The organism is Streptomyces sp. NBC_01320 (assembly GCF_035974375.1).
GTDB classification, from domain to species: Bacteria; Actinomycetota; Actinomycetes; order Streptomycetales; family Streptomycetaceae; genus Streptomyces; species Streptomyces yanii.
This window is the reverse complement of record NZ_CP108390.1, coordinates 10352993-10372617: the sequence shown is the minus strand read 5'-3', so window position 1 is coordinate 10372617 and position 19625 is coordinate 10352993. Positions and strand designations below refer to the sequence as shown.

Sequence of the window (19625 nt, the reverse complement as noted above, 5' to 3'; positions counted from 1 at the left end):
AGCCAGAGTCGGTCGTGCGTCGCGCGCCCATGGTCATTCCGAGTCGAAGAACTGACGGCCGTTCACCACTCCGAGCGAGGATGTCACCGCCAACTCGATTCCGATCTCCGACAGCCTGGCCAAGTGTGCCAGCCGCCGGACCTCCCATTCTTCGAGGCTCCGGGCGGGAAGCGCCTTCGAGGGCGTCCACCCGTTCATCGCTGCGGCGAGGCCGGCAGCGTCACCGAACGCTTTGGATGTTCCTGAAGCAGTGTGCGGCCGGACCGTTCCCGCAGCATCCCCTATCAAGGCCGCGTGATCGGCCACCATGCGGTAGGGAGGGAGGTCGAATACCGGTTGCATGAAGACTTCTGACAGCCGAACAAGTCTGGCGAACTGCGGCGGCAAGGAGGAATCCGCCTGGGCACCGACCTCCTCAACCGTCCCCGGCATCAGCTCCCCTGGCGGCAAGAAATGTGCGAACTGCTCTCCGGAGCGTCCCGTCATGAGCCTCGAAAGATTGCGCTCGGAAACATTCACATACCACACCCAATTGACCCGCCGCGCCCCTTCCTCCAGCTCGCCGTTGGGCCCTGGAACCAGATAGCAAAGCATTTGCATGCCACGCGAACCGAAGAATGTGAATCGGTCCGAAAGAAGCTCCAGCAAGTCGTCCGGCACCCGGGATTCGGACTCCAGTCCACGCCAGGCCACGTAGCCCGCGTACACGGGACGAGCAGCGGGGTCGATAAGTCTTCGCGTGGCCGATCCGATTCCGTCGGCACCGACGAGGAAGTTGCCACGCACGGTATATCCGTCGGAGAACGCAGCCGTGACGTCATGGCCTTCCACCCGCACACGGGCGAGCGAGCTGTCCAGGCGGTAGCACACCTCGGTGAGCGGATCGCGAAGCGCGCGGTAGAGGGTGTCCCAGGAAGTCATCAACTGCGGGGCTTCGTAGCGCTCTGCCTTGCCGTCGATGTGGAGTTGCTGGCGTTCGTGCAGGGGGACGCCCACGGATCGCGCGGACGATCCCAGCCGCTCCAGCAGCATCTCGACCTCAGGCTGCATGACGATCCCGGCCCCGCGGGGCTCGGTCCGGCCGGCTGACCGTTCGTAGACAGCGACGTCCGCACCGGCGGATCCCAGTTCGTGCGCTGCCGCCAAACCTCCGACGGATCCACCGATGATCAGCGCCTTGAAGGCGTTCCTCTCACCCATCGTGAACCTCCGCTGTTCCGCGGGCGGCGTCCGCACCATTGATCGTCGCATCTGCGGCGGACCGAAGCCACGGCGCGCCCAGGGCATCTCGTCCTCTCGGGCTTCTGACATCTGCAATCGAGATAACCGTCATCACGAATCATCTCCTTGTTGGGGGAAGCAATGCAGTGCGCCAGACGCTGGAGTGTCAGTCCGAGCAGCAAGGACGCTGCTCAGACACCGACCAGTGTTCTGCCCGAGCCGCATCCGCTGCTCACTCCCGAGAAGGTGTCCGTGTCCGCATCCACTCAGCTCCAGGTCCCACACCGGCCGACCACCGCAAAGGCCACGCACGGCGTACCCGGATGGCTGGTCGCGCTCCTGGCCGTCGCCTCCGGTATGACCGTCGCCAACCTGTACTACGCCCAGCCCCTGCTGTCCTCGCTGAGCAGCGTCTTCCACACCAGCACGGCCACCGCCGGCGCACTGATCACCCTCACCCAGGTCGGCTACGTGGTGGGCATGCTCTTCCTGGTCCCGCTCGGCGACCGGCTGGAGAAGCGGAACCTCGTCACCGCCCTGCTGACGGTCACGACCCTCGCCCTCGTGGCGGCCGGCCTTGCCACCAGCTTCCCGATGCTGCTGATCGCCTCGCTGGTCAGCGGCGCCACCTCGGTCGTCGCCCAGATCCTGGTGCCCTTCGCGGCGAGCCTCGCGCCCGACCATGCCCGGGGCCGCATCGTCGGCCGGGTGATGAGCGGTCTGCTCACCGGCATTCTGCTCTCCCGCACCCTGAGCAGTCTGGTCTCCGACCTCGCCGGCTGGCGCGTCGTCTTCCTCGGCTCCGCCGTCCTGATGGCCGTGCTCGCGGTGGCCTTGCGCGCGGCCCTGCCTCATCATGCCCCGACCACCACCATCCCGTACCACCACGTGCTGCGCTCCACCGTCCAGCTGGTGCGCACACACCCCGCGCTGTTGCGCCGTGGCCTCTACCAGGCGGCCATGTTCGCCGTCTTCAGCGCCTTCTGGACCACTGTCTCCTTCGTCCTGACCGGCCCCCACTTCCACTACTCCCCGGTGGGCGTCGGCATCTTCGCCCTCGTCGGCGCGGCCGGCGCCGCTATCGCACCTGTGGCGGGTCACTGGGCCGACCGCAAGCTCGTTCGCCCCATGACCGGCGTCGCCTTCGCCGTCGCAGCGGTCGCCTTCGCCCTCGCGGGCTTCGGCCAGCACAGCATCATCCTGATCGCCCTGGCCGCCATCCTGATCGACATGGCGGTGCAGACCACCCTCATCCTCGGCCAGCACACCATTTACCAGCTCGATCCGAACGCACGCGCACGCCTCAACAGCGCGTTCATCGCCACCTTCTTCCTCGGCGGCGCCGCCGGCTCCCAGCTCGGCTCGATCGTCTACCACGCCGGAGGCTGGAGCGCGCTCACCATCCTCGGTGCCGCCCTGCCCGTCCTGGCCCTGCTCTACTGGACCACGGAACGCGGGCACAAGCCCGAACCACACGCTGACCCCGACACACCACCGACGGCACGTTGATACGCCAGGCCACCACAGGCCACTGCCGACCACAGGACGCACTCGCTTCAGCCCAGGAAGACGCCCCTCCCGGCTGAAGCGGGTGCGGTGTCCTGGACGGACAGGGTGTTGTTCACGGGACCAACCACGCCGACCCTCGCCCTACAACGAGCCACTCCCTGCGAGCTCCGATACCAGCGGTCACGGACGTATCCGGGGGAACACTGCCTTACGTGATATGCCGCAGCAGTGCCGCAACCGCCGGAGGCGCTTCGCCGCGGGGCCGCGCCACCATGACCTTCCAGCCAGGCGCGTGCTGGGCGAATCGGCGCGCGGCCAGATCGGGGAAACGTGCGGCAATCGACTCCGGCATGATGCACACGCCCAGATCGTGCCGGACGAGTTCGGACGCAGCGACAATGTCGTTCACCTCAAAGGTGTAACTGCGCTCGACGAGAGCCGCGCGGAAGGCCCGGTCCACTGCGTAACGGATCGCCCAGCCTGGTGTGAAGTCCACGAAGGGCAGACGTGCGACTTCCGCGAACGTCACCAGGGAGTCATCGGCGAAAGCCCGCTCAGGCGAGGCCAACAACACCATCTCCTCGCGTGACAGCAGCCGGGTCACCAAACCCCGTTGCTGCTGACGATCGAATGCGACAACGGCCAGATCCACCGTGCCCTCACGCAGCGCCTGCCGAATATCGGCCACCGCCGCCTGCCGGAGGTTGACCACCACGCCCGGGTGCTCCGCCCGCAGGCTCGCCAGAGCACGGTGGAGTCCGGCCCAGACGCCCTGCATCGTGCCGACGGTGACACGCCCCCGAAGCTCCCCCCGCACGGCATCGACTGCGGCCCGGGCCTGCTCGGCAGCCCGCAGCGCCGTACGTGCCGCCGGTACGAACGCCTCACCGGCAGGGGTCAGCGTCACCCGGTGCGTGGTGCGCTCGAACAGCTTGCTGCCCAGCTCCTTTTCCAGCGAACGGACCGTTGTCGACACCGCGGACTGGACGACATGCAGCCGCTGCGCCGCCGCCGTGAACCCCTCTTCCTCGGCGACCGCGACGACAACCTCCATCTGCCGCAGGTCCATGGCCCTCGCCGCCTCTCCGATTCGGCATCCCCGCGAATCATCTCTCTACGAGATCACCGCACCCACAATTCATCGTATCCGCTGCAGAACTCGTGACATCTCGCCCGCAAGCCCCGCGCAGTCGGCGCCCTCGGCGCACACCGGTGTCCGCGCTCATCACCCTCACCGACGGCGAGTTCGGCGCGCTCAGCAGCCCCGTCTGACCGACGCTGGATGCCGACGCCGGATACCGAACCACTCTCGAAGGACAGCTCATGAAGATCGGCATCATCGGAGCAGGCAATATCGGCGGCAATCTCACCCGTCGCCTCACCGCGCTCGGGCACGACGTATCCGTGGCCAACTCCCGCGGCCCCGAGACCTTGGTCGCCCTGGCCGAGGAGACCGGTGCCACCCCGGTCACTGCCGCCGAAGCCGCCCGCGGCGCGGAAATCGTCGTGGTGACCATCCCGCTCAGGCGGGTCCCCGGCCTGCCCTCCGGCCTCTTCGACGGCGCGGCCGAAGGATTCGCCGTCATCGACACCGGCAACTACTACCCCAAGGAGCGCGACGGACGGATCGCCGCGATCGAGGAAGACGGCCTGACCGAGAGCCGCTGGACCGAGCAGAACCTCGGCCATCCGGTCGTCAAGGCGTTCAACGGCACCCTCGCCCAGGACATCCTCGCCATGCCGCGGCCAGCCGGGCACCCCGAGCGGATCGCGCTGCCCGTCGCCTCGGACGACGAGACCGCCAAGGCGAGGGTCCGCGCCCTGATCGATGAACTCGGCTTCGACACTGTCGACGCCGGCGGGATCGATGACTCCTGGCGCCAGCAGCCCGGCAGCCCGGTCTACGGGCTCCGCGCCGACGTCGACGGCGTGACGAAGGCTCTCGCCGACGCCTCACCCGAGCGCAAGTCGGACTTCCGGGCCTAGGTGTACTGACCCGTGAGACGCCTCAGGGTTCTCACTCGTCAAGCGGCGGCAGCGAGTTCGATGGGGAAGGCGGTTCGTTCGTCGAACAGCTTGCGGTGCTGGAGGCAGTGGTAGAGCCGGCCGGGCATGCGGTTGAAGAGGTTTCTCTGGGCGGCAGCGTGCCAGTCTCCGTGGTCGTCGCGGCGCCTTCGGTAGTGGGTTTTGGCGCCGGGTGAGGTGGTGATGGCGGAGAAGGCCCAGAGGTAGCCGGTGTGGTTAAGCCGGTCGTTCTTGACCCACCGCCGGGTGTTGCTGGACTTCTTGCCGGAGGCCCTGGTGATGGGCGAGGAGTCGGCGTATGCCTTGAGGCCGCGGGCGTCGGCGAACCGGGTGCGGTCGTCGCCGATCTCGGCCGGCACCGGGGCGCCGAGCTGAACGCCGAGGCCGGGGAAGCTGAGGGTGATCTCAGCGTCCGGGTGCTGGGGGAATGCTTCTTCGACCGCCTTCGCGAGGTCGTCGGTGGCTGTGCGGGCGGCTGCAAGCTGGATCACAAGGGCGAGCATCTGCTGGCCGAGCGCGTCTTCGACAGCGAGTGGCTGGTGGGCCCAGTCGGTGCGGAACACGTCGCGAAGCCGGTCGGCTTCGGTTGCGATGCCGCGTTGGCGGCCGGCTCGCTTGAGCGCGGCCTGCAGCTGCGTGCGCGTCAGGAAAGCGGCGCGGGATGGTGTCGGAGCCGCTTTGAGGACCTCAAGGGCCTCCGGACGGCAGAGGCCGTTCCTCCACGGCTCGAAGGCCACCAGCGCGGCCGGGGGCGGCGCGCTGCGCGAGTTCGCCCTGCACATGGCCCGCATTGCCGTGGATGCACCTGGTTGCCGCAACGTCATTCATCGGCCGACCGGAATGCGTTGCTTCCGTGGGCCGGCGCGAGCGGCCCGGCCAGGGGCCGTACTACCGAGCCCCTACGGTCGAGTCCCGGAGGATGAGCCTGCTTGTCAGCATGACTTGGTGGTCTCCGGGGTTCCCGCCCTCGATGATCGCGCGCAGGGCCCTGCCTGCCGCGTCGCCGAGTTCGCGGGCGGGGAGGCTCACGCTTGTAAGGCTCGGGCTCATGTGGCGCGAATACGGGAGGTCGTCGAAGCCGGCGACGGCGAGTGCATCGGGGACGCTCACGCCGGCCGCGCGGGCGGCTGCAAGGATCCCGTATGCGTGGGTGTCGGTGCAGCCGACCGCCGCGCTGATGCCGGCGGCCTGCCACGCGGGCCAGACTTTCGCGAAGGTACTGGCGGCATCGTCGACAGCGGTGAGCGAGCTGGCCTGATAGCCGGCCTCGAGCCCTAGATCCGCTGCCGTGTCGCAGAACGCCGCGCGTCGCACCCGGAAGGTCTCCGCCTCGACGACGCTGTCGAGGTAGGCGACGCGTCGGTGGCCGAGGTCCGCGAGATGGCGGGCCAACTCGGCCGCGCCGCCCGCTACGTCGAGGTTGACGGTGGGCCAGGTGGTGCTGAGCCCGGGGGCGTCCAGCAGAACGGCCCGTGTTCCGGCGGGAAGGCTCGCGACCAGCTCCGCGTTCGGGGCGTCGATGAGGAAGCCTGCTGGGCGCTGCGAGATCAGGCGGCGGATGCTCGCAGGGTCGGTCGGGCTGCCGGGGTCGCTCACGGACAACAACAGCTCGTACCGATCGCCGAGCGCCGCGCGGGCGGCGGAGATCAGCTCGGCGTAGAAGGGGTTGGTGACGTCCGTTGCGATGAGTACGACCACGGGGCTGAACCCCTTGGAGAGGGAGCTGCCGGCGGTGTCCACCACGTAATTCAGGCGTGCGACTGCGTTCTCGACCTTCTCCCTGTTCGCGGCGGAGACACGCCCGCGCGCTTTGCCGCTGACCACGAGTGAGACGGTGGCGGTCGAGACCCCCGCCTCGTGCGCGACCATCGCTGCCGTCACGCGCCGGGAGCCTGCGGGACGGGGGAGCGGACTGCCGTCGGCCGTATCCATGTGCCGCATTGTACTGGGGGCGTCCTGCCCTGCCTCACCAAGGGGTAAAACGCTTGACGTCAAACGCTTGACGTGAATCTTTACCGGTGTCACAGTCGTGTGATCCCCCCGGCCGCGTGTAGCAGCCCCAGTTCCCGACGACGCGGAGCCCCGCCATGTCCCTTTCCCCGCATGAATCCAGTCCGCGCAAGATCATCCTCGATTGCGACCCCGGCCACGATGACGCAGTGGCCCTCCTTCTGGCCCACGGAAACCCGAGCATCGAGCTACTCGCTGTGACGACCGTGGTCGGCAACCAGACACTGGAGAAGGTCACACGCAACGCGCTGTCCGTGGCTGCCGTCGCCGGTATCACCGGGGTCCCGTTCGCGGCCGGCTGTTCCCGGCCCCTGGTCCGCCCGATCGAGATCGCGCCGGACATCCACGGCGATTCGGGTCTCGACGGGCCCGACCTTCGCAGGCCGTCGTTCGAGCTCGATCCGCGTCACGCCGTCGACCTCATCATCGACACGATCATGGCCCATGAGCCCGGAACCGTGACCCTCGTCCCCACGGCGGGACTGACGAATATCGCGATGGCCGCTCGGAAGGAGCCGCGGATCGTCGAGCGGGTCCGCGAGGTCGTCCTCATGGGGGGCGGATACCACGTGGGCAACTGGAGCGCCGTCGCCGAGTTCAACATCAAGATCGACCCCGAGGCCGCTCACATCGTCTTCAACGAGTCCTGGCCTGTCGTCATGGTGGGCCTCGACCTCACTCATCAAGCCCTCGCGACGCCGGATGTGGTCGAGCGCTTCGCCGCGATCGGCACGGGTCCTGCGAAGTTCGTCGTCGAGCTGGTGGACTTCTTCGCGGCGACATACAAGGATGCTCAGGGCTTCGACCACCCGCCCGTGCACGATCCGTGCGCCGTCGCCTACGTCATCGACCCCACGGTCATGACCACCAGGCGCGTCCCCGTGGACATCGAACTCACCGGCACGCTCACCCTCGGTATGACCGTCGCCGATTTCCGTTCCCCGGCACCGGAGAGCTGCAACACCTCGGTGGCCGTCGAGCTGGACCGTGAGAGGTTCTGGGACCTCGTCGTCGACGCCGTGAGGAACATCGGCGAGCCATCCTCGGAGGTGTCCGCAGAATGAGCGTGCAGACGAGCCCACGTATCAACAAGACGGTTACGAGCACCGGCGTCCTGACCGTAGCGCTCCTGGCAGCGTGCGTGGCGTTCCAGCTGAACGCCTCCATGCTCAGCCCCGCGCTTGTGTCGATGCAGCGCGAGTTGCACACCGACCAGGCCGTGATCGACCTGAGCCAGACATGGTTCTTCACGGCTGCAGCGCTCTTCTCACTGTTCCTTCCGCGGCTGAGCGACATCGTGGGCCGCAAGCGCGTCCTCGTCGGGATGATGGTGCTCATGGCCGCGGGCTCCATGATCGCTGCGCTGGCCCCCGATGTGAGCTGGCTCTTCGTGGGGCGCATCATCCAGGGTGTGTCCGGTCCTACGGTCCCGCTGTGCCTCATGATGCTCCGGTCTGCCACGGACGATCCCCGCCGCTACGGGGCGCTCCTGGGCGTCATCACCGCCGTGAACGGTGGCGTGGCCGGGATTGACTCGTTCGTCGGCGGCTACTTCACCGAGCATTTCGGCTTCCGCAGCCTCTTCTGGATCATGATGGTCCTCGCCGTCGTCGCTGCCGTCCTCGTCGCGGCCAAGGCACCTGAGACCCGCCCGGGAGCCGGCACATCGATGGACTGGGCCGGGGTGTTCTGCATCGTCGTCGCCGTCGGCGCCGTTCTTGTCGCGCTCAACCAGGCGGCCGGTCTCGTCGCCGCGTTCGACAGTGGCACGCTCCTCGTCTCGGTACTGCTGGCCGCCCTCGGCGTCGCGGCCTTCGCGGGCTTCTGGGCGGTGGAGAAGCGGGCGGCCCAGCCCATGGTCGAGATCGTGCATCTGCGCCAGCGCGCCACGTGGGCTCCGTTGCTGACGACCGTGATGACCATGACCGGCGTCTTCGCGGTGATCAACGGGATCGTGCCCGCCTATGTTCAGGCTGCTGCGCCCGGCTTCGCGGTCGGTCCCACGGAAATGTCTTTGATCATCCTCACCCCCTACGCCCTGCTCGGCTGGGTGGCCGGCCCGTTCAGCGGCCGTCTCGCCCCCGTGCTCGGTTACGGAAAAATGTTGCGGATCGGTCTGCTCGGAAGTCTCGTGGCGCTCGTGGTCATCGCGTTCCTGGGCCTGGCGAGCCTTCCCGTCATGGTGGTGGGCACGGCACTCCTGGGCATCGCATACGCGGGAACCGCGAACATCATGCTCAACGGGCTCGGTGTCGTCCTCTCGCCGAAGGCCAACCCCGGCTTCCTGCCGGGCATGAATGCCGGTGCGTTCAACCTCGGTGCCGGCCTGAGCTTCCTCGTTCTGCCCGCAGTCCGCCAGGCCACAGAGTCGCTCGGCGACACCCGGACCTCGTACCAGATCGTCGTCTTGGCCGGCTTCCTCATCACCCTCGCGGCACTTGCGGTGTCGTTCCTCATCCCGCGCCCGGTGGAAGCGGAGGTGCCGCGCTGACGGGTAGCGCCTCGGCCTGCCCACGTGGATCTGACGCTTCTGACCCTCGAACGGCCGGATGTTCGTCGAGCCCGCCTCGTCGATCGTGGCGGCGCGCAGGGTGCAGATGATGGCCGGTCCGCGCTCCGACAGCAGGTAAACCGTCCTGGAAGCCGGCAGCTCGCTCCGCAGGCAGATCGAGCTGCCGGCCCGGGAGCGGAACATCCAGGTCAGCGTCACCGACTTCGGCATCCGCCCTACCCGCCGCTATCGCGAGAATGGCCTGCTCCTGGCCGAGGAGGCAGCCGCCGACCTGGGAGACGCCCCGCGACGCAGGACGCGCAAGGGAGCGCGGCGACACAACCAACGCAGGCCACCCCACCGGACCCGCAGGCGGACCGCCCTCCGCACCTGGTGCAGCCCGGCACCCATCGCATTGATCGAACGGAAAGCACAATCACATGGACACGACATCCTCTCTCCACAGCACGCACGCCGTATGTGTCGTCGGCTCGATCAACGCAGACCTGAGTGTTGCCACGGAGCACCTGCCCCAGCCGGGACAGACCGTCCGCGGCGGCGGACTGGTGATCGGTTCCGGCGGCAAGTCGGCCAACCAGGCAGTGGCCGCGTCCCGCCTCGGCGCATCTGTGAGCATGGTGGGCGCTGTCGGGCGCGACGAGCACGGCGGCATCCTGCGCGGCGCGCTCGAACGGGAAGGTATCGACACCTCCCGGGTGCAGTCCTTCTCGGACGTCGCCACCGGCACGGCGTTGATCACCATCGACCACGAAGGCGAGAACACCATCGTCGTCTCCCCGGGAGCCAACGGCGTCCTGTGCGACCGGGACATCGAAATTGCCCGAGAGACCATCGCCCAGTCGGCAGTACTCGGCCTCGCCTTCGAAGTCGACGACCGGGTGCTCCTCACCGCGGCTCGGATCGCCCACAGCTCCGGAGGCCGGGTCGTGCTCAACCCCTCGCCCTATCGCACACCGCACCCGGACCTGCTGGCCATGGTCGATCTGCTCGTGCTCAACGAACTCGAACTCGCTGACATGGTGGGAGCCGACCTGGCGGAACAGCCGTGGGAAGACATCTGCCGTGTGCTGTTCGAACGCTTCGGTATCCGCCGCACGGTGGTGACCGCAGGAGCCCGCGGCGCGATGGTGCTGAACCATGCCGACGTCGGCCCCGACGCTCACGCCCCTGTCGTCCGCATCGCGCCGATCACCGTCAGCGCTGTCGACACCACCGGCTGCGGGGACGCCTTCCTCGGGGCGGTACTCGCGGGCCTTGCCGACGGCCGTACCGTCGTCGACGCCGCGCACACGGCAGCAGCGGTCGCCGCCTACGCCGCCACCCGCCGCGGAACCCAGAGCTCCTATCCGACCAGCGCCGAACTGCAAGCCCTGCTCGACTCACTCGACCATGACGATGCCGCCGCCCCGGCACCCTGATTCGGCCGCTGCCGCCCGCGGTATCTGCTCCAACTCCCCCTGGGGCGCTGCTCCGACGTGCTGCGGCTCGCACTCGCCGACCTGCCGCACGGTCGGCCACTCGCCACGCTCGGTGATCGAGTTCCGGATGCCTCTGAGGATCGACCCCTGCCTCGGTGAGAGCACACCTTTTCGGCTCATGCCACTCCCCCATTGCCGACGGCCTGCGTGCCGGAAAGCCTCCCGTCACGATCGCCGCCGCCAGCAAGGGCTGACCCGCACTCCCCGGTCAGGCCGGGCCGGGAACGCGGTCAGCCGAGTCGGCGATGGAGCCGCAGCGCCAGATGCAGGGCCAGCGCCCGAGGCGTGCCGGTCGGGTCCCCGCCCAAAAGGTCGAAGGCGCGCTGCAACCGGGCGTAGAGGGACTGGCGTTGCAGATGCAGCTCCGTCGCCGTGCGGGTCTTGTTGAAGCCGGACTCGAAGTACGTCTCCAGAGTGGTGAGCAGCAGTTCGCGTTCCTCGTGGCGCAGGGTGAGCAGCAGGCCGAGCTGCTCTCGTACGAGCCGCTCCGCGGGGGTGCGCAGCTCGTCGTCGAGCAGCAACCGCTCGGCGCCCAGTTCGGTGGCGTCGACCACCCCGGCCCGGAACGCGAGCGTCGGGCGCCGCAGACACGTCAGCGCGGCACCCAGCGAGAGGGCGGCGTCCTGCAGGGACGGCATCAGCGGACCGACCGCGATCGCGGTGCGGTCGGACGTGTGCCACTCGGTGAGGTCGGCGACGAGCCGGGCGCGGAGGTTCGCGGCGCCGCCGCGCTCGCGCGGCGCCAGGAGCACGTGCACGGCGAGCACGGATCTGGATCTCCGGGTTGCCGGGCGTGGTGAAGCCGCACGCTGAGCAGCGTTGGGAGGTGCCGGGGCGGGGACCTTGTGCAGGGTGCCGCCGAGCTGGGCGGTCTTGTACGTCAGCATGGTGACCGTCCGGCCCCATGCCTCCCCGCTGATGGAACGGTTCAGCCCGGACTTCCGCCGCGTGTGCGGCACGGACTCCCCGCCGTGGCTTCACAGTTCGGACAGTCGTTTCATTCTACCTCGGCGGCTTGATCAGGCGTCAGGTTCACCTCCGTAGTGGGTCACAACTGTCCCGCAGAACGCTGGAGTTCTGAGAGGTTTTCTGTGAACGGCGACCTGCGGAAACGTGATCGACTCCGAGGCTCTCGCAGAACTCGCGCAACTGGTCATTTGTGAGGAACGAGAAACCCGCCTGGTCCGCTCACACATCGCGGTGGTGCACGACGGCCACGGCGACGGCCGCCGCGACGAGCGACCATGCCCCGAACACGATCCACCCCTCGGTGACCGATACCGGGTACTTGTCCACGCTGTAGTCCCGTCCAGGGTTCTGGACCAGAGCTCGCCATGCGGTGAGCGGCATCGCGTTGCCGATCTCTTTGACCCACCGATAGGTCTCGCCCATGAACAGCGTGGGCAGCAGCAGGAGCACGCCGACGACAGCGACGACGGTGCCCGCGGCTTGGCGGATGAGCGCCCCGAGGGCCATGCCGACGAGGGCGCACAGTGGCGCGAGCAGCGCGGATGCGCCGACGGCCCGCAGTGCGCCGGGGTCGCCCATGGACATGCCGTGGTGATCTTGCAGAATCGCCTGGGTGACGCCGAACGAGGCGCCGGCGGTGACCGTGCCGAGGACGAGCATGACAGCCGCCATGACGGCCACCTTCGCTCTCATCACCGCACGGCGTGCGGGAACGGCCGCGAAGGTGGTACGGATCAGTCCGCTGGTGTACTCGCCGAAGACAGCGATGGCGCCGACACTGCCGGCGATGACCATGAGGAGCTGCCAGGCTGGGTCGACGAAGGCGGACGCCAGAGGATCGAACAGCATCTGCGGCAGCTCGGGACGCCCTGGCGGTGGGGCAGGCGGCAGTTCGGGCTGATGCGCCAGCCGGTCGCCATTCGACAGAGCGGAGTTCACGTTGATCCCGATGACGGCCAGGGGGCCGACTCCGAGGACCCAGTAGGTGGAACGCAGCGACCACAGTTTGATCCACTCGGCGGAGAGGAGGTGGTGGAACCGGGTGGGCGAGTCGAGGGCGGTCGCGTACGCTTTGGGCTCGGCGACTGTCTGTGCGGTCATCGTGCATCTCCTGCGCTGTATTCGACACTGTCGGCGGTAAGTCCCATGAACGCCTCTTCCAGAGAGGCCGAGCGGGGGGCGAGTTCGTGCAGCAGGACGCGGCTGTGGAAAGCGAGCTCGCCGATGCGATCCGCGCCCATGCCGGTCACCGTGCACGAGCCGTCGGCCTCGCCGCGGACGGCCGCCCCCTCCTTGGTGAGGACGGACGTCAGCCGGGCGACCTCGGGCGTTCGGACGGTCACGGTGAGCCGGGTGCCGCGGGCTGCGAACTCCGCCAGGCTCTCCGCGGCGATCAGCTCGCCCCGGCCGATGACGATCAACTGCTGAGCGGTGTGCTCCATCTCGCGCATCAGATGGCTGGAGACCAGCACCGTACGGCCCTCGGCGGCCAGCCGATGGAACAGGCCGCGCACCCACAGCACGCCCTCCGGGTCCAGCCCGTTGAGCGGCTCGTCGAACAGGAGGACGGGCGGGTCACCGAGCAGCGCGGCGGCGATGCCGAGCCGTTGCTTCATCCCCAGCGAGAACCCCCCGATGCGGCGCCGGGCAGCGGTGGCCAGTCCCACCTCCTCCAGGACTTCGTCCACCCGGCGCCGCGGCAGCCCGTTGCTGTGCGCCAGTGCCGACAGATGCGACCGTGCGCTGCGTCCGCCGTGCACGTCATGGGCGTCAAGCAGGGCCCCGACGTGCCGCAGTCCTCGTGGGCGTCCCCGGAACGGCTGCCCGTCGACGGTGACGGTGCCGCTGCTGGGGTCGTTCAGGCCGAGGATCATCCGCAGCGTGGTGGACTTGCCGGCGCCGTTGGGGCCGAGGAACCCGGTGACGTGGCCGGGGCGGACGGTGAAGGTCAGGCGGTCGACGGCGGTGGTGGCGCCGTATCGCTTCGTCAGTTCGTTGGCTTCGATCACCCGGCCCACGGTGCCGTGGGCCGGCCCGCACGGCATCGGCCCGCGGGCCACACTCTCAGGATCCGCTTGTAGCCTCAGGGCGTACGCCTCGAGGCCGATGCCCCGGCTCCGGCCCCTACCTATGATCGCCGCATGAGCCTCTCACCCCGCGCCGCCCTCTCCTGGCGCTTGCGGCCGGCCGCGGCGCAGGCCCTGGCCTGGTGCGGGGCCCTCGCCTACCCGATCCTGCTGTACGTCGCGGTGCTCAACGAACGCGAACCCACCGGTGTGCGGCTCCTCCTGCCAGCCGTACTCTCGGTTCTGACCATTCCTCTGCTGCGGCGTCGACCGTTGCCGGCCCTGATGCTGATGCTCGCCGGTTCGTTCGCCGCGACTTTGACAGCGGCGTCGAAATTGGCTTCGGCGTTCCCCTTCATGTCGCCAGGGCAGGCATGGCAGATCGGCTGTCTGCAGGCTCTGCTGACCAATCTCGCCGTCGCCTGGATCGCTGCCACCCGGACGCGCCGGACCGCGCTCGCCGTTGCAGCGCTGACGCTCGCCGAGCAGATCGCCGCCGCCGGCTACTACCGGACCGGGCGGGACGTCTTCGTCTCAACCATCGTGTTCCTCGTTCTGATGCTCGCCCTTGCCTGGCTGACCGGCTATCTCGTCCAAGAGCGCCGCGAGCACGCCGAAACGGTGCGGGTCCAGGCCGCGGAGCAAGCAGTCACCGCCGAGCGGCTGCGGATCGCCCGCGAGTTGCACGACATGGTCGCGCACAGCATCGGCATCATCGCCATCCAGGCCGGCACGGGCCGCCGGGTCATCGACACCCAGCCGGTCGAGGCCCGCAACGCGCTGGCCGCCATCGAGACCACCAGCAGGGACACCCTGGCCGGGCTGCGGCGCATGCTGGGATCCCTCCGCAAGGCCGAGCCAGAAGAGGCGCCGTTGGCCCCCGCGCCGGGCATGACGGACGTCGACCGGCTGGTCGCGACCACACGGAATGGCGGCGTGAGGGTCGACGTGAAGTGGCGAGGAGAACGCCGCCCGCTCCCCATGGACATCGAACTGTCCGCCTTCCGCATCATCCAGGAGGGCCTGACCAACGTGGTTCGCCACGCGGACACGCACGAGTGCCGGGTGGTCATCGACTATCAGGGGGACGAACTGTCCATCGAGATCACCGACGACGGTCAGGGGCCTACACCTGCAGGCATCGGCTACGGCATCATCGGCATGCGCGAGCGGGCCTTCCTGCTGCACGGCCAGTTCACCGCCGGACCCCGTCCCGAAGGCGGCTTCCGCGTGGCGGCGCGGCTGCCGGTGCCGGCGGGGATGCGATGACTCCTGACCGCGTCCGTGTCGTGCTCGTCGATGACCAGCCGCTGGTGCGCGCCGGGCTGCGCGTGCTCATCGCGGACAGTCCGGATCTCGAGATCCTGGGAGAAGCCGGCACGGGCGCCGAAGCGGTCCAGTTGGTCCAGGACGTCCGGCCCGATGTGGTCGTGATGGACATCCGCATGCCCGGCATGGACGGCATCGAGGCGACCCGGCTGATCACCGCCGGCCCGAACACGGCACGGGTCCTCGTCCTCACCACCTTCGACGACGACGAGTACGTCTACGGCGCGCTGCGTGCGGGCGCGAGCGGATTCCTCGTCAAGGACATGGACTTGGACGACATCCTCACCGCGATCCGTGTGGTCGCCGTCGGCGAAGCCCTGATCGCGCCGCGCGTGACCCGCCGCCTCATCGAGGAGTTCGCCGCACGCCCCGAACCCACGGCCCCGCCCCGGCACGGGGCGATCGAAGGCGTCACCGACCGGGAACGCGAGGTACTCACCCTCGTCGGACGCGGCCTGTCCAACGACGAGATCGCCGGCCGGCTCTTCATCAGCCCGGCCACGGCCAAGGCCCACGTGGGGCGGCTGTTCTCCAAGCTGGCGGCCCGTGACCGGGTCCAGTTGGTCATCATCGCCTATGAACTGGGCTTGGTATCGCCATCGCGCTGAGCGAGTGCACGTGCTGTTGGCTTCGTTCACTACTGCTCGATAAAGCCATGCTGTGAGCTGCGCCCCGTGCGCCCCGCTGCCGGGTGAGAGCGTCCTGCGACTGGACTGTGCTCGTTCTGGTCGGCAGAAGCATGGCGTTTCAGCCCGTCGACCGGCCGAGGTAGGTGTGAGTACGGGGGTTGCGAGCTGCTGTCGGTTTGCTGCGTTGAAGTGTGTTGTAGCGAGCGGGAGTGAGTCCTGTGGGTGGGTTTGTGGGGGTGGGAACGGGGGTTCTGGGGTCGAATGGGTGACCTTGGCGGTTGTGGCTCGTTGGGTGGGGTGGCAGGGGTGCGGCCTGGGTGGGGGTGATGTGGTGGGTGGTTTGCGGGAGTTGGCCGGGTCCTTTGTGGTGCCTGGGCCTTGCGGGGTGGCGGTCCGGGACCGCCTCAAGGACCTCACGCCCCAGGACGAGAGGGTGCTGCGTGCGGTCGGTGCGCACCAGGGTGCGCTGGCTTCCGGTGATCTCAAGGCCCGTTGTGCGGATGGTCTGGGGCACGGTGCGGACACGTGGGCGGCGCGTAAGCGGGAGCTGACGGCACGGTCGTCGTCGCGGATCGCGGGTGCGATCACCAAGGCCACGCACGATCAGTGGGCACTCGCGCGCCGTTGCCAGGCGGCGCACATCCAGAGCCTGGCGGCCGGGATCAGGACGTTGCGGCACCGGCTGTCCCTCCCGGTCGGGGAGAAGGGCACCAAGCGTGCGGCGGGTGGCTATCGGTCGAAGGGCGAGTGGTTCCGCAAGTCCCGCCGCCTCGCGGCACTGGAAGCCAGGCATGCTGCTGCTGTGGCCGACTGGCAGGCCGGACGGGTCCGGGTGGTACGGGGCGGGAAACGTCTCCTCAACACCCGCCACCACCTCACCCGGGCCCGGCTCACCGAGGAGCAGTGGCGGCAACGCTGGGAGGCGGAGCGCTGGTTCATCGCCGCTGACGGTGAGTCGGGGAAGCGGTTCGGGAACGAGACGATCCGCGTCACCCCGGACGGCGAGGTCAGCATCAAGCTGCCTGCCCCGCTCGCGCACCTGGCCAACACCCGGCACGGCCGGTACACCCTCACCGCCACCGTGGCGTTCGCGCACCGGGGCGCGGAGTGGGCCGACCGCATCACCGCGAACCGGGCCGTCGCCTACCGCGTCCACCTCGACACGGGCCGCGGCCGCTGGTACCTCACCGCGTCCTGGCAACGCCCCGCCGTGAAGACCGTCCCGTTGGAAACCGCCCGCGCCCGGGGCATGATCGGTGTCGACACCAACGCCGACCACTTCGCCGCCTACCGGCTCGACCGGCACGGCAACCCGGTCGGCGGGCCGCGCCGCTTCGGCTACGACCTGTCCGGTTCGGCCGGTCACCGTGACGCACAGATCCGTCACGCCCTGACCCGCCTGATCAACTGGGCGGTGCGGGCCGGGGTCGCCGCGATCGGCATCGAAGACCTCGACTTCACCGCCGAGAAGACCCGGGAGAAGCACGGTCGCCGCAAAAGGTTCCGGCAGCTCGTCTCCGGCATCCCGACCGGGAAACTCAAGGCCCGGCTCGTGTCGATGGCCGCCGAACACGGCCTGAGCATTGTCGCGGTCGACCCCGCCTACACCTCCCAGTGGGGTGGCCAGCACTGGCAGAAACCGCTGGCCACCCCCCACCGCACCATGTCACGTCACGATGCCGCCGGTATCGCGATCGGACGACGCGCCCTCGGGCACCCGATCCGGCGTCGGACGGCACCGCCCCCACACGACCGGAGTGATCGTGCGGGGCATCGGACCGCCCAGGCCGGACCAGGCACCCCGGGGCGTGAGGGAACCCGCCCACCCACCACGGACCGGCCCCCTGGAGGACCGTCGCCGAGCGGGACGCGAACGCGGGAACCCAGCGCATCCAACACCGTTCGGGATGCGCCCAGCACGCAACAGTGGGTCCAGGACTCACTCATGCGCACTGGTTAGGAACGGTAGGCAGTGAAGCCCATGGAGTGACGGCTCCCGCCCGAGCCCCCGGGTGTCATGCCAAGGTCCGCGTCGGCTCGCCCCGCACGGTGCGAGGGGCAGGCACCATCGCCGAGGCGGCGGCCAGATTCAGGTCGAGACGGCTGTTCGTGTCCAGCTCGAATCGCCCGTAGGAACCCTTATCTGGACGTTTTGTGTGGCTGCCGCTGGACCGGTCTTGAGGTTCACGAGCGCCCGTAGAGCCTTGCTGGCACTCTCTTCTTGTGGATGCTGGGACTTCAGCGGTTCTGGGTGCCGGGGTGGGAGTAGTGGGAACAACCCTGGCAGCGATCATTGCCGGGGTAGCGGGGCAGCGGCAGGCTCGAGCTGAGCATCGTCACTGGCGTCGCCAGCTGCGCCGAGATGCTTATGCCACCTTCACGGTCAGAGCTGATGAGGTTCATGGGGCACTGAGGGGTATCGAAGCTGAGTTGGCCAGGCCAGCCCATGATCTTGACGGGCTGCGCGGTGCTCTTGACGAAACCCGCAGGTTGGTTCGAGAGGATTTAGCCGATGCCCAGACTGCCGTCGAGCTTGAAGGCCCGGAGGAACTGGCTCGCATGGCGGGCGAGTTGACCAAGTCGCTGTCGGCCTGCGCAGCAGCGATTCAGGCAAGAACCCTTGGTCGAGAGGGCAGTGGTGCGCTTGGGGCGAACGAGTCGCATCGCATCCGGCGTTTCCTCAACCATGCGTCGAACAAGCGAGACCAGTTCGTGAGTCATGCTCGCAAGGCCATTGATGTGTGAGCGTGAGATTGAGCATTGCTCGAGCCATGCGCGCAGAATCGCTCAGCAGTGATCGTCGGGGCCGGACTCGGTGCTCTCGCCGAGGTCGGCGAGGAGACTGGGATCCGGTCGGCGATGGCGTTGTGCCGTTCGACCTCGCGGGGCCAGCCGCGTTCGACGGCATCCCGGGCGAGCTGCTGCTCGCGGGCAAGCCAGCTGCATGGCCTTGCCCTGCCAGCCGTACTCCGCCCACGCCTCGGCCGGCACCTTCATCTGCTGCGCCCCGTACGCCACCGCAGCGGCCGGGATCTCCCTGGCCGTCTCCGGGAACCGGGCCTCCACCTCGAAGAACTTCAGCAACAGCGTGAAGCCGAGCCGATTCGCCCCGGACTTGTTCCGCACCCGCTTCATGTCGTCTTCGAGCAGCGTCCAGACCTCGATCAGGTCCTCCGGCTCCCAGTCCTGCCGCACCCGTGCTCCTCCGCGCCGACCGAGATCACCGTTCGCCGTAGCCATACGGGAACAGGGTCTTGACGATGCCCCAGCTGGTGATCTGTGTGATGCACAGGGCTGGAAGTACGGCGCGGGGCCGCGACCGGTCCCCTGTTCCGGTCGAGGCCCGGCTGGCGACGTCGAGCTCGGTCACGGGCAGCAGCCACCTGCCTCGACCGGCGTACCAGGGCCTGCTTCGGCGACGGCCGGGTCCACGCAGCAGGTGCTGCCTTTCTGCTTGGCCATCGAGTCGGCGTCGGCCTTGACGACATACACCTCCCACGGCTCCTGGCCGGGGCCGTGGACCCAGACCTTGTCCTGGAGGACGTAGCAGCAGGTGGTGTCGTTCTCGACGTCGGTCGCCAGCCCCTGGCCTGCGAGTCGAGTGGTGGCCGTGTGGACGGCTTCGGTGGTGTCGACTTCGATGCCGAGGTGGTCCATGCGTGTGTTCTCGTCCGGCGTGCCTTGGATGAGGACGAGTTTGAGCGGGGGTTCGGCGATGGCGAAGTTGGCGTAGCCGTCGCGGAGTTTGGCCGGCTCGGTACCGAAGAGCTTGCTGTAGAAGGCGATCGAGGCGGGGAGGTCGGGGACGCGCAGGGCGAGCTGTACTCGGTACATGGCGATGCCTCCTGACGCGGGGTGGTAGCGCCCCGGCGGTTGG

At 68.6% G+C, this 19625-nt stretch carries 17 protein-coding genes and 3 pseudogenes; 9 read left to right on the top strand and 11 right to left on the bottom strand.

Annotated elements, in window-relative coordinates; translation table 11 throughout:
- Window positions 1-33 precede the first annotated feature (33 nt).
- The gene (locus OG395_RS47090; RefSeq protein WP_327248401.1) at window positions 34-1200 is read right to left on the bottom strand and encodes an FAD binding domain-containing protein; all 1167 of its coding nucleotides are present in this window, start codon (window positions 1198-1200) and stop codon (window positions 34-36) included.
- A gap of 273 nt (window positions 1201-1473) precedes the next feature.
- Between OG395_RS47090 and OG395_RS47085 the strand changes: the two genes are divergently transcribed.
- Window positions 1474-2730 (top strand): MFS transporter, encoded by a 1257-nt coding sequence (locus OG395_RS47085; RefSeq protein ID WP_327248400.1) that lies wholly within the window; start codon window positions 1474-1476, stop codon window positions 2728-2730.
- Window positions 2731-2938: 208 nt separating this feature from the next.
- Here OG395_RS47085 and OG395_RS47080 read toward each other — a convergent pair whose 3' ends face one another.
- Window positions 2939-3799: a LysR family transcriptional regulator gene (locus OG395_RS47080; RefSeq protein ID WP_327248399.1), complete on the bottom strand. Its 861-nt coding sequence runs from the start codon at window positions 3797-3799 to the stop codon at window positions 2939-2941.
- 254 nt (window positions 3800-4053) lie between these two features.
- Here OG395_RS47080 and OG395_RS47075 point away from each other — a divergent pair, with 254 nt between their 5' ends.
- Window positions 4054-4716 carry an NADPH-dependent F420 reductase gene (locus OG395_RS47075; RefSeq protein ID WP_327248398.1) on the top strand — a complete coding sequence of 221 codons (663 nt, stop codon included), beginning with the start codon at window positions 4054-4056 and terminating at the stop codon, window positions 4714-4716.
- A 38-nt stretch (window positions 4717-4754) separates the two neighbouring features.
- On the opposite strand, the pseudogene OG395_RS47070 reads toward OG395_RS47075, so the two are convergent.
- Both OG395_RS47070 and OG395_RS47065 read right to left on the bottom strand, forming a co-directional pair.
- A pseudogene (locus tag OG395_RS47070) lies at window positions 4755-5504 on the bottom strand (transposase); the annotation flags it as partial.
- Window positions 5505-5643: 139 nt separating this feature from the next.
- Window positions 5644-6687 (bottom strand): LacI family DNA-binding transcriptional regulator, encoded by a 1044-nt coding sequence (locus OG395_RS47065; RefSeq protein ID WP_327248397.1) that lies wholly within the window; start codon window positions 6685-6687, stop codon window positions 5644-5646.
- 155 nt (window positions 6688-6842) lie between these two features.
- On the opposite strand from OG395_RS47065, the gene uriH reads away from it, so the two are divergent.
- The 3 genes from uriH (at window position 6843) to OG395_RS47050 (ending at window position 10695) form a co-directional block, all read left to right on the top strand.
- Complete coding sequence (gene uriH, locus OG395_RS47060) at window positions 6843-7829, top strand: uridine-preferring nucleoside hydrolase UriH (protein ID WP_327248396.1); 987 nt, start codon at window positions 6843-6845, stop codon at window positions 7827-7829.
- Window positions 7826-9256 (top strand): uridine transporter UriT, encoded by a 1431-nt coding sequence (uriT, locus tag OG395_RS47055; RefSeq protein ID WP_327248395.1) that lies wholly within the window; start codon window positions 7826-7828, stop codon window positions 9254-9256. The genes uriH and uriT overlap by 4 nt, the downstream gene beginning before the upstream one ends.
- Window positions 9257-9696: 440 nt before the next feature.
- Entirely contained in the window at window positions 9697-10695 is a 999-nt protein-coding gene (locus OG395_RS47050) for a ribokinase (protein WP_327248394.1), read from the top strand.
- A gap of 290 nt (window positions 10696-10985) precedes the next feature.
- Here OG395_RS47050 and OG395_RS47045 read toward each other — a convergent pair whose 3' ends face one another.
- The 4 genes and pseudogenes from OG395_RS47045 to OG395_RS47030 form a co-directional block, all read right to left on the bottom strand.
- A complete protein-coding gene (locus OG395_RS47045; RefSeq protein ID WP_327249684.1) occupies window positions 10986-11393 on the bottom strand; it encodes a helix-turn-helix domain-containing protein in 408 nt (135 codons plus the stop codon).
- 133 nt (window positions 11394-11526) lie between these two features.
- Window positions 11527-11699 (bottom strand): annotated as a pseudogene (locus OG395_RS47040) (zinc ribbon domain-containing protein); the annotation flags it as partial.
- A gap of 244 nt (window positions 11700-11943) precedes the next feature.
- Window positions 11944-12825 (bottom strand): ABC transporter permease, encoded by an 882-nt coding sequence (locus tag OG395_RS47035; protein ID WP_327248393.1) that lies wholly within the window; start codon window positions 12823-12825, stop codon window positions 11944-11946.
- Window positions 12822-13733, bottom strand: coding sequence for an ABC transporter ATP-binding protein (locus tag OG395_RS47030; protein WP_327248392.1), 912 nt, complete (start codon window positions 13731-13733; stop codon window positions 12822-12824). Before OG395_RS47030 ends, OG395_RS47035 begins: the two co-directional genes overlap by 4 nt.
- 132 nt (window positions 13734-13865) lie before the next feature.
- On the opposite strand from OG395_RS47030, the gene OG395_RS47025 reads away from it, so the two are divergent.
- The 4 genes from OG395_RS47025 to OG395_RS47010 all read left to right on the top strand — a co-directional run bounded on the left by OG395_RS47025 (window position 13866) and on the right by OG395_RS47010 (window position 18493).
- Window positions 13866-15059 carry a sensor histidine kinase gene (locus OG395_RS47025; RefSeq protein WP_327248391.1) on the top strand — a complete coding sequence of 398 codons (1194 nt, stop codon included), beginning with the start codon at window positions 13866-13868 and terminating at the stop codon, window positions 15057-15059.
- Window positions 15056-15727: a response regulator transcription factor gene (locus tag OG395_RS47020; protein ID WP_327248390.1), complete on the top strand. Its 672-nt coding sequence runs from the start codon at window positions 15056-15058 to the stop codon at window positions 15725-15727. The genes OG395_RS47025 and OG395_RS47020 overlap by 4 nt, the downstream gene beginning before the upstream one ends.
- Window positions 15728-16079: 352 nt before the next feature.
- Window positions 16080-17708 (top strand): transposase, encoded by a 1629-nt coding sequence (locus OG395_RS47015; RefSeq protein WP_327248389.1) that lies wholly within the window; start codon window positions 16080-16082, stop codon window positions 17706-17708.
- A gap of 308 nt (window positions 17709-18016) precedes the next feature.
- Window positions 18017-18493, top strand: a complete 477-nt coding sequence (locus OG395_RS47010; RefSeq protein WP_327248388.1) for a hypothetical protein — start codon at window positions 18017-18019, stop codon at window positions 18491-18493.
- A 42-nt stretch (window positions 18494-18535) separates the two neighbouring features.
- Here OG395_RS47010 and OG395_RS47005 read toward each other — a convergent pair whose 3' ends face one another.
- The 3 genes and pseudogenes from OG395_RS47005 to OG395_RS46995 form a co-directional block, all read right to left on the bottom strand.
- The gene (locus OG395_RS47005) at window positions 18536-18943 is read right to left on the bottom strand and encodes a DUF4158 domain-containing protein (RefSeq protein WP_327248387.1); all 408 of its coding nucleotides are present in this window, start codon (window positions 18941-18943) and stop codon (window positions 18536-18538) included.
- A gap of 46 nt (window positions 18944-18989) precedes the next feature.
- Window positions 18990-19118, bottom strand: a pseudogene (locus OG395_RS47000) (MFS transporter); the annotation flags it as partial.
- Entirely contained in the window at window positions 19115-19582 is a 468-nt protein-coding gene (locus OG395_RS46995) for an ArsI/CadI family heavy metal resistance metalloenzyme (protein WP_327248386.1), read from the bottom strand. The gene OG395_RS46995 and the pseudogene OG395_RS47000, both read right to left, overlap by 4 nt.
- Window positions 19583-19625: the final 43 nt, after the last annotated feature.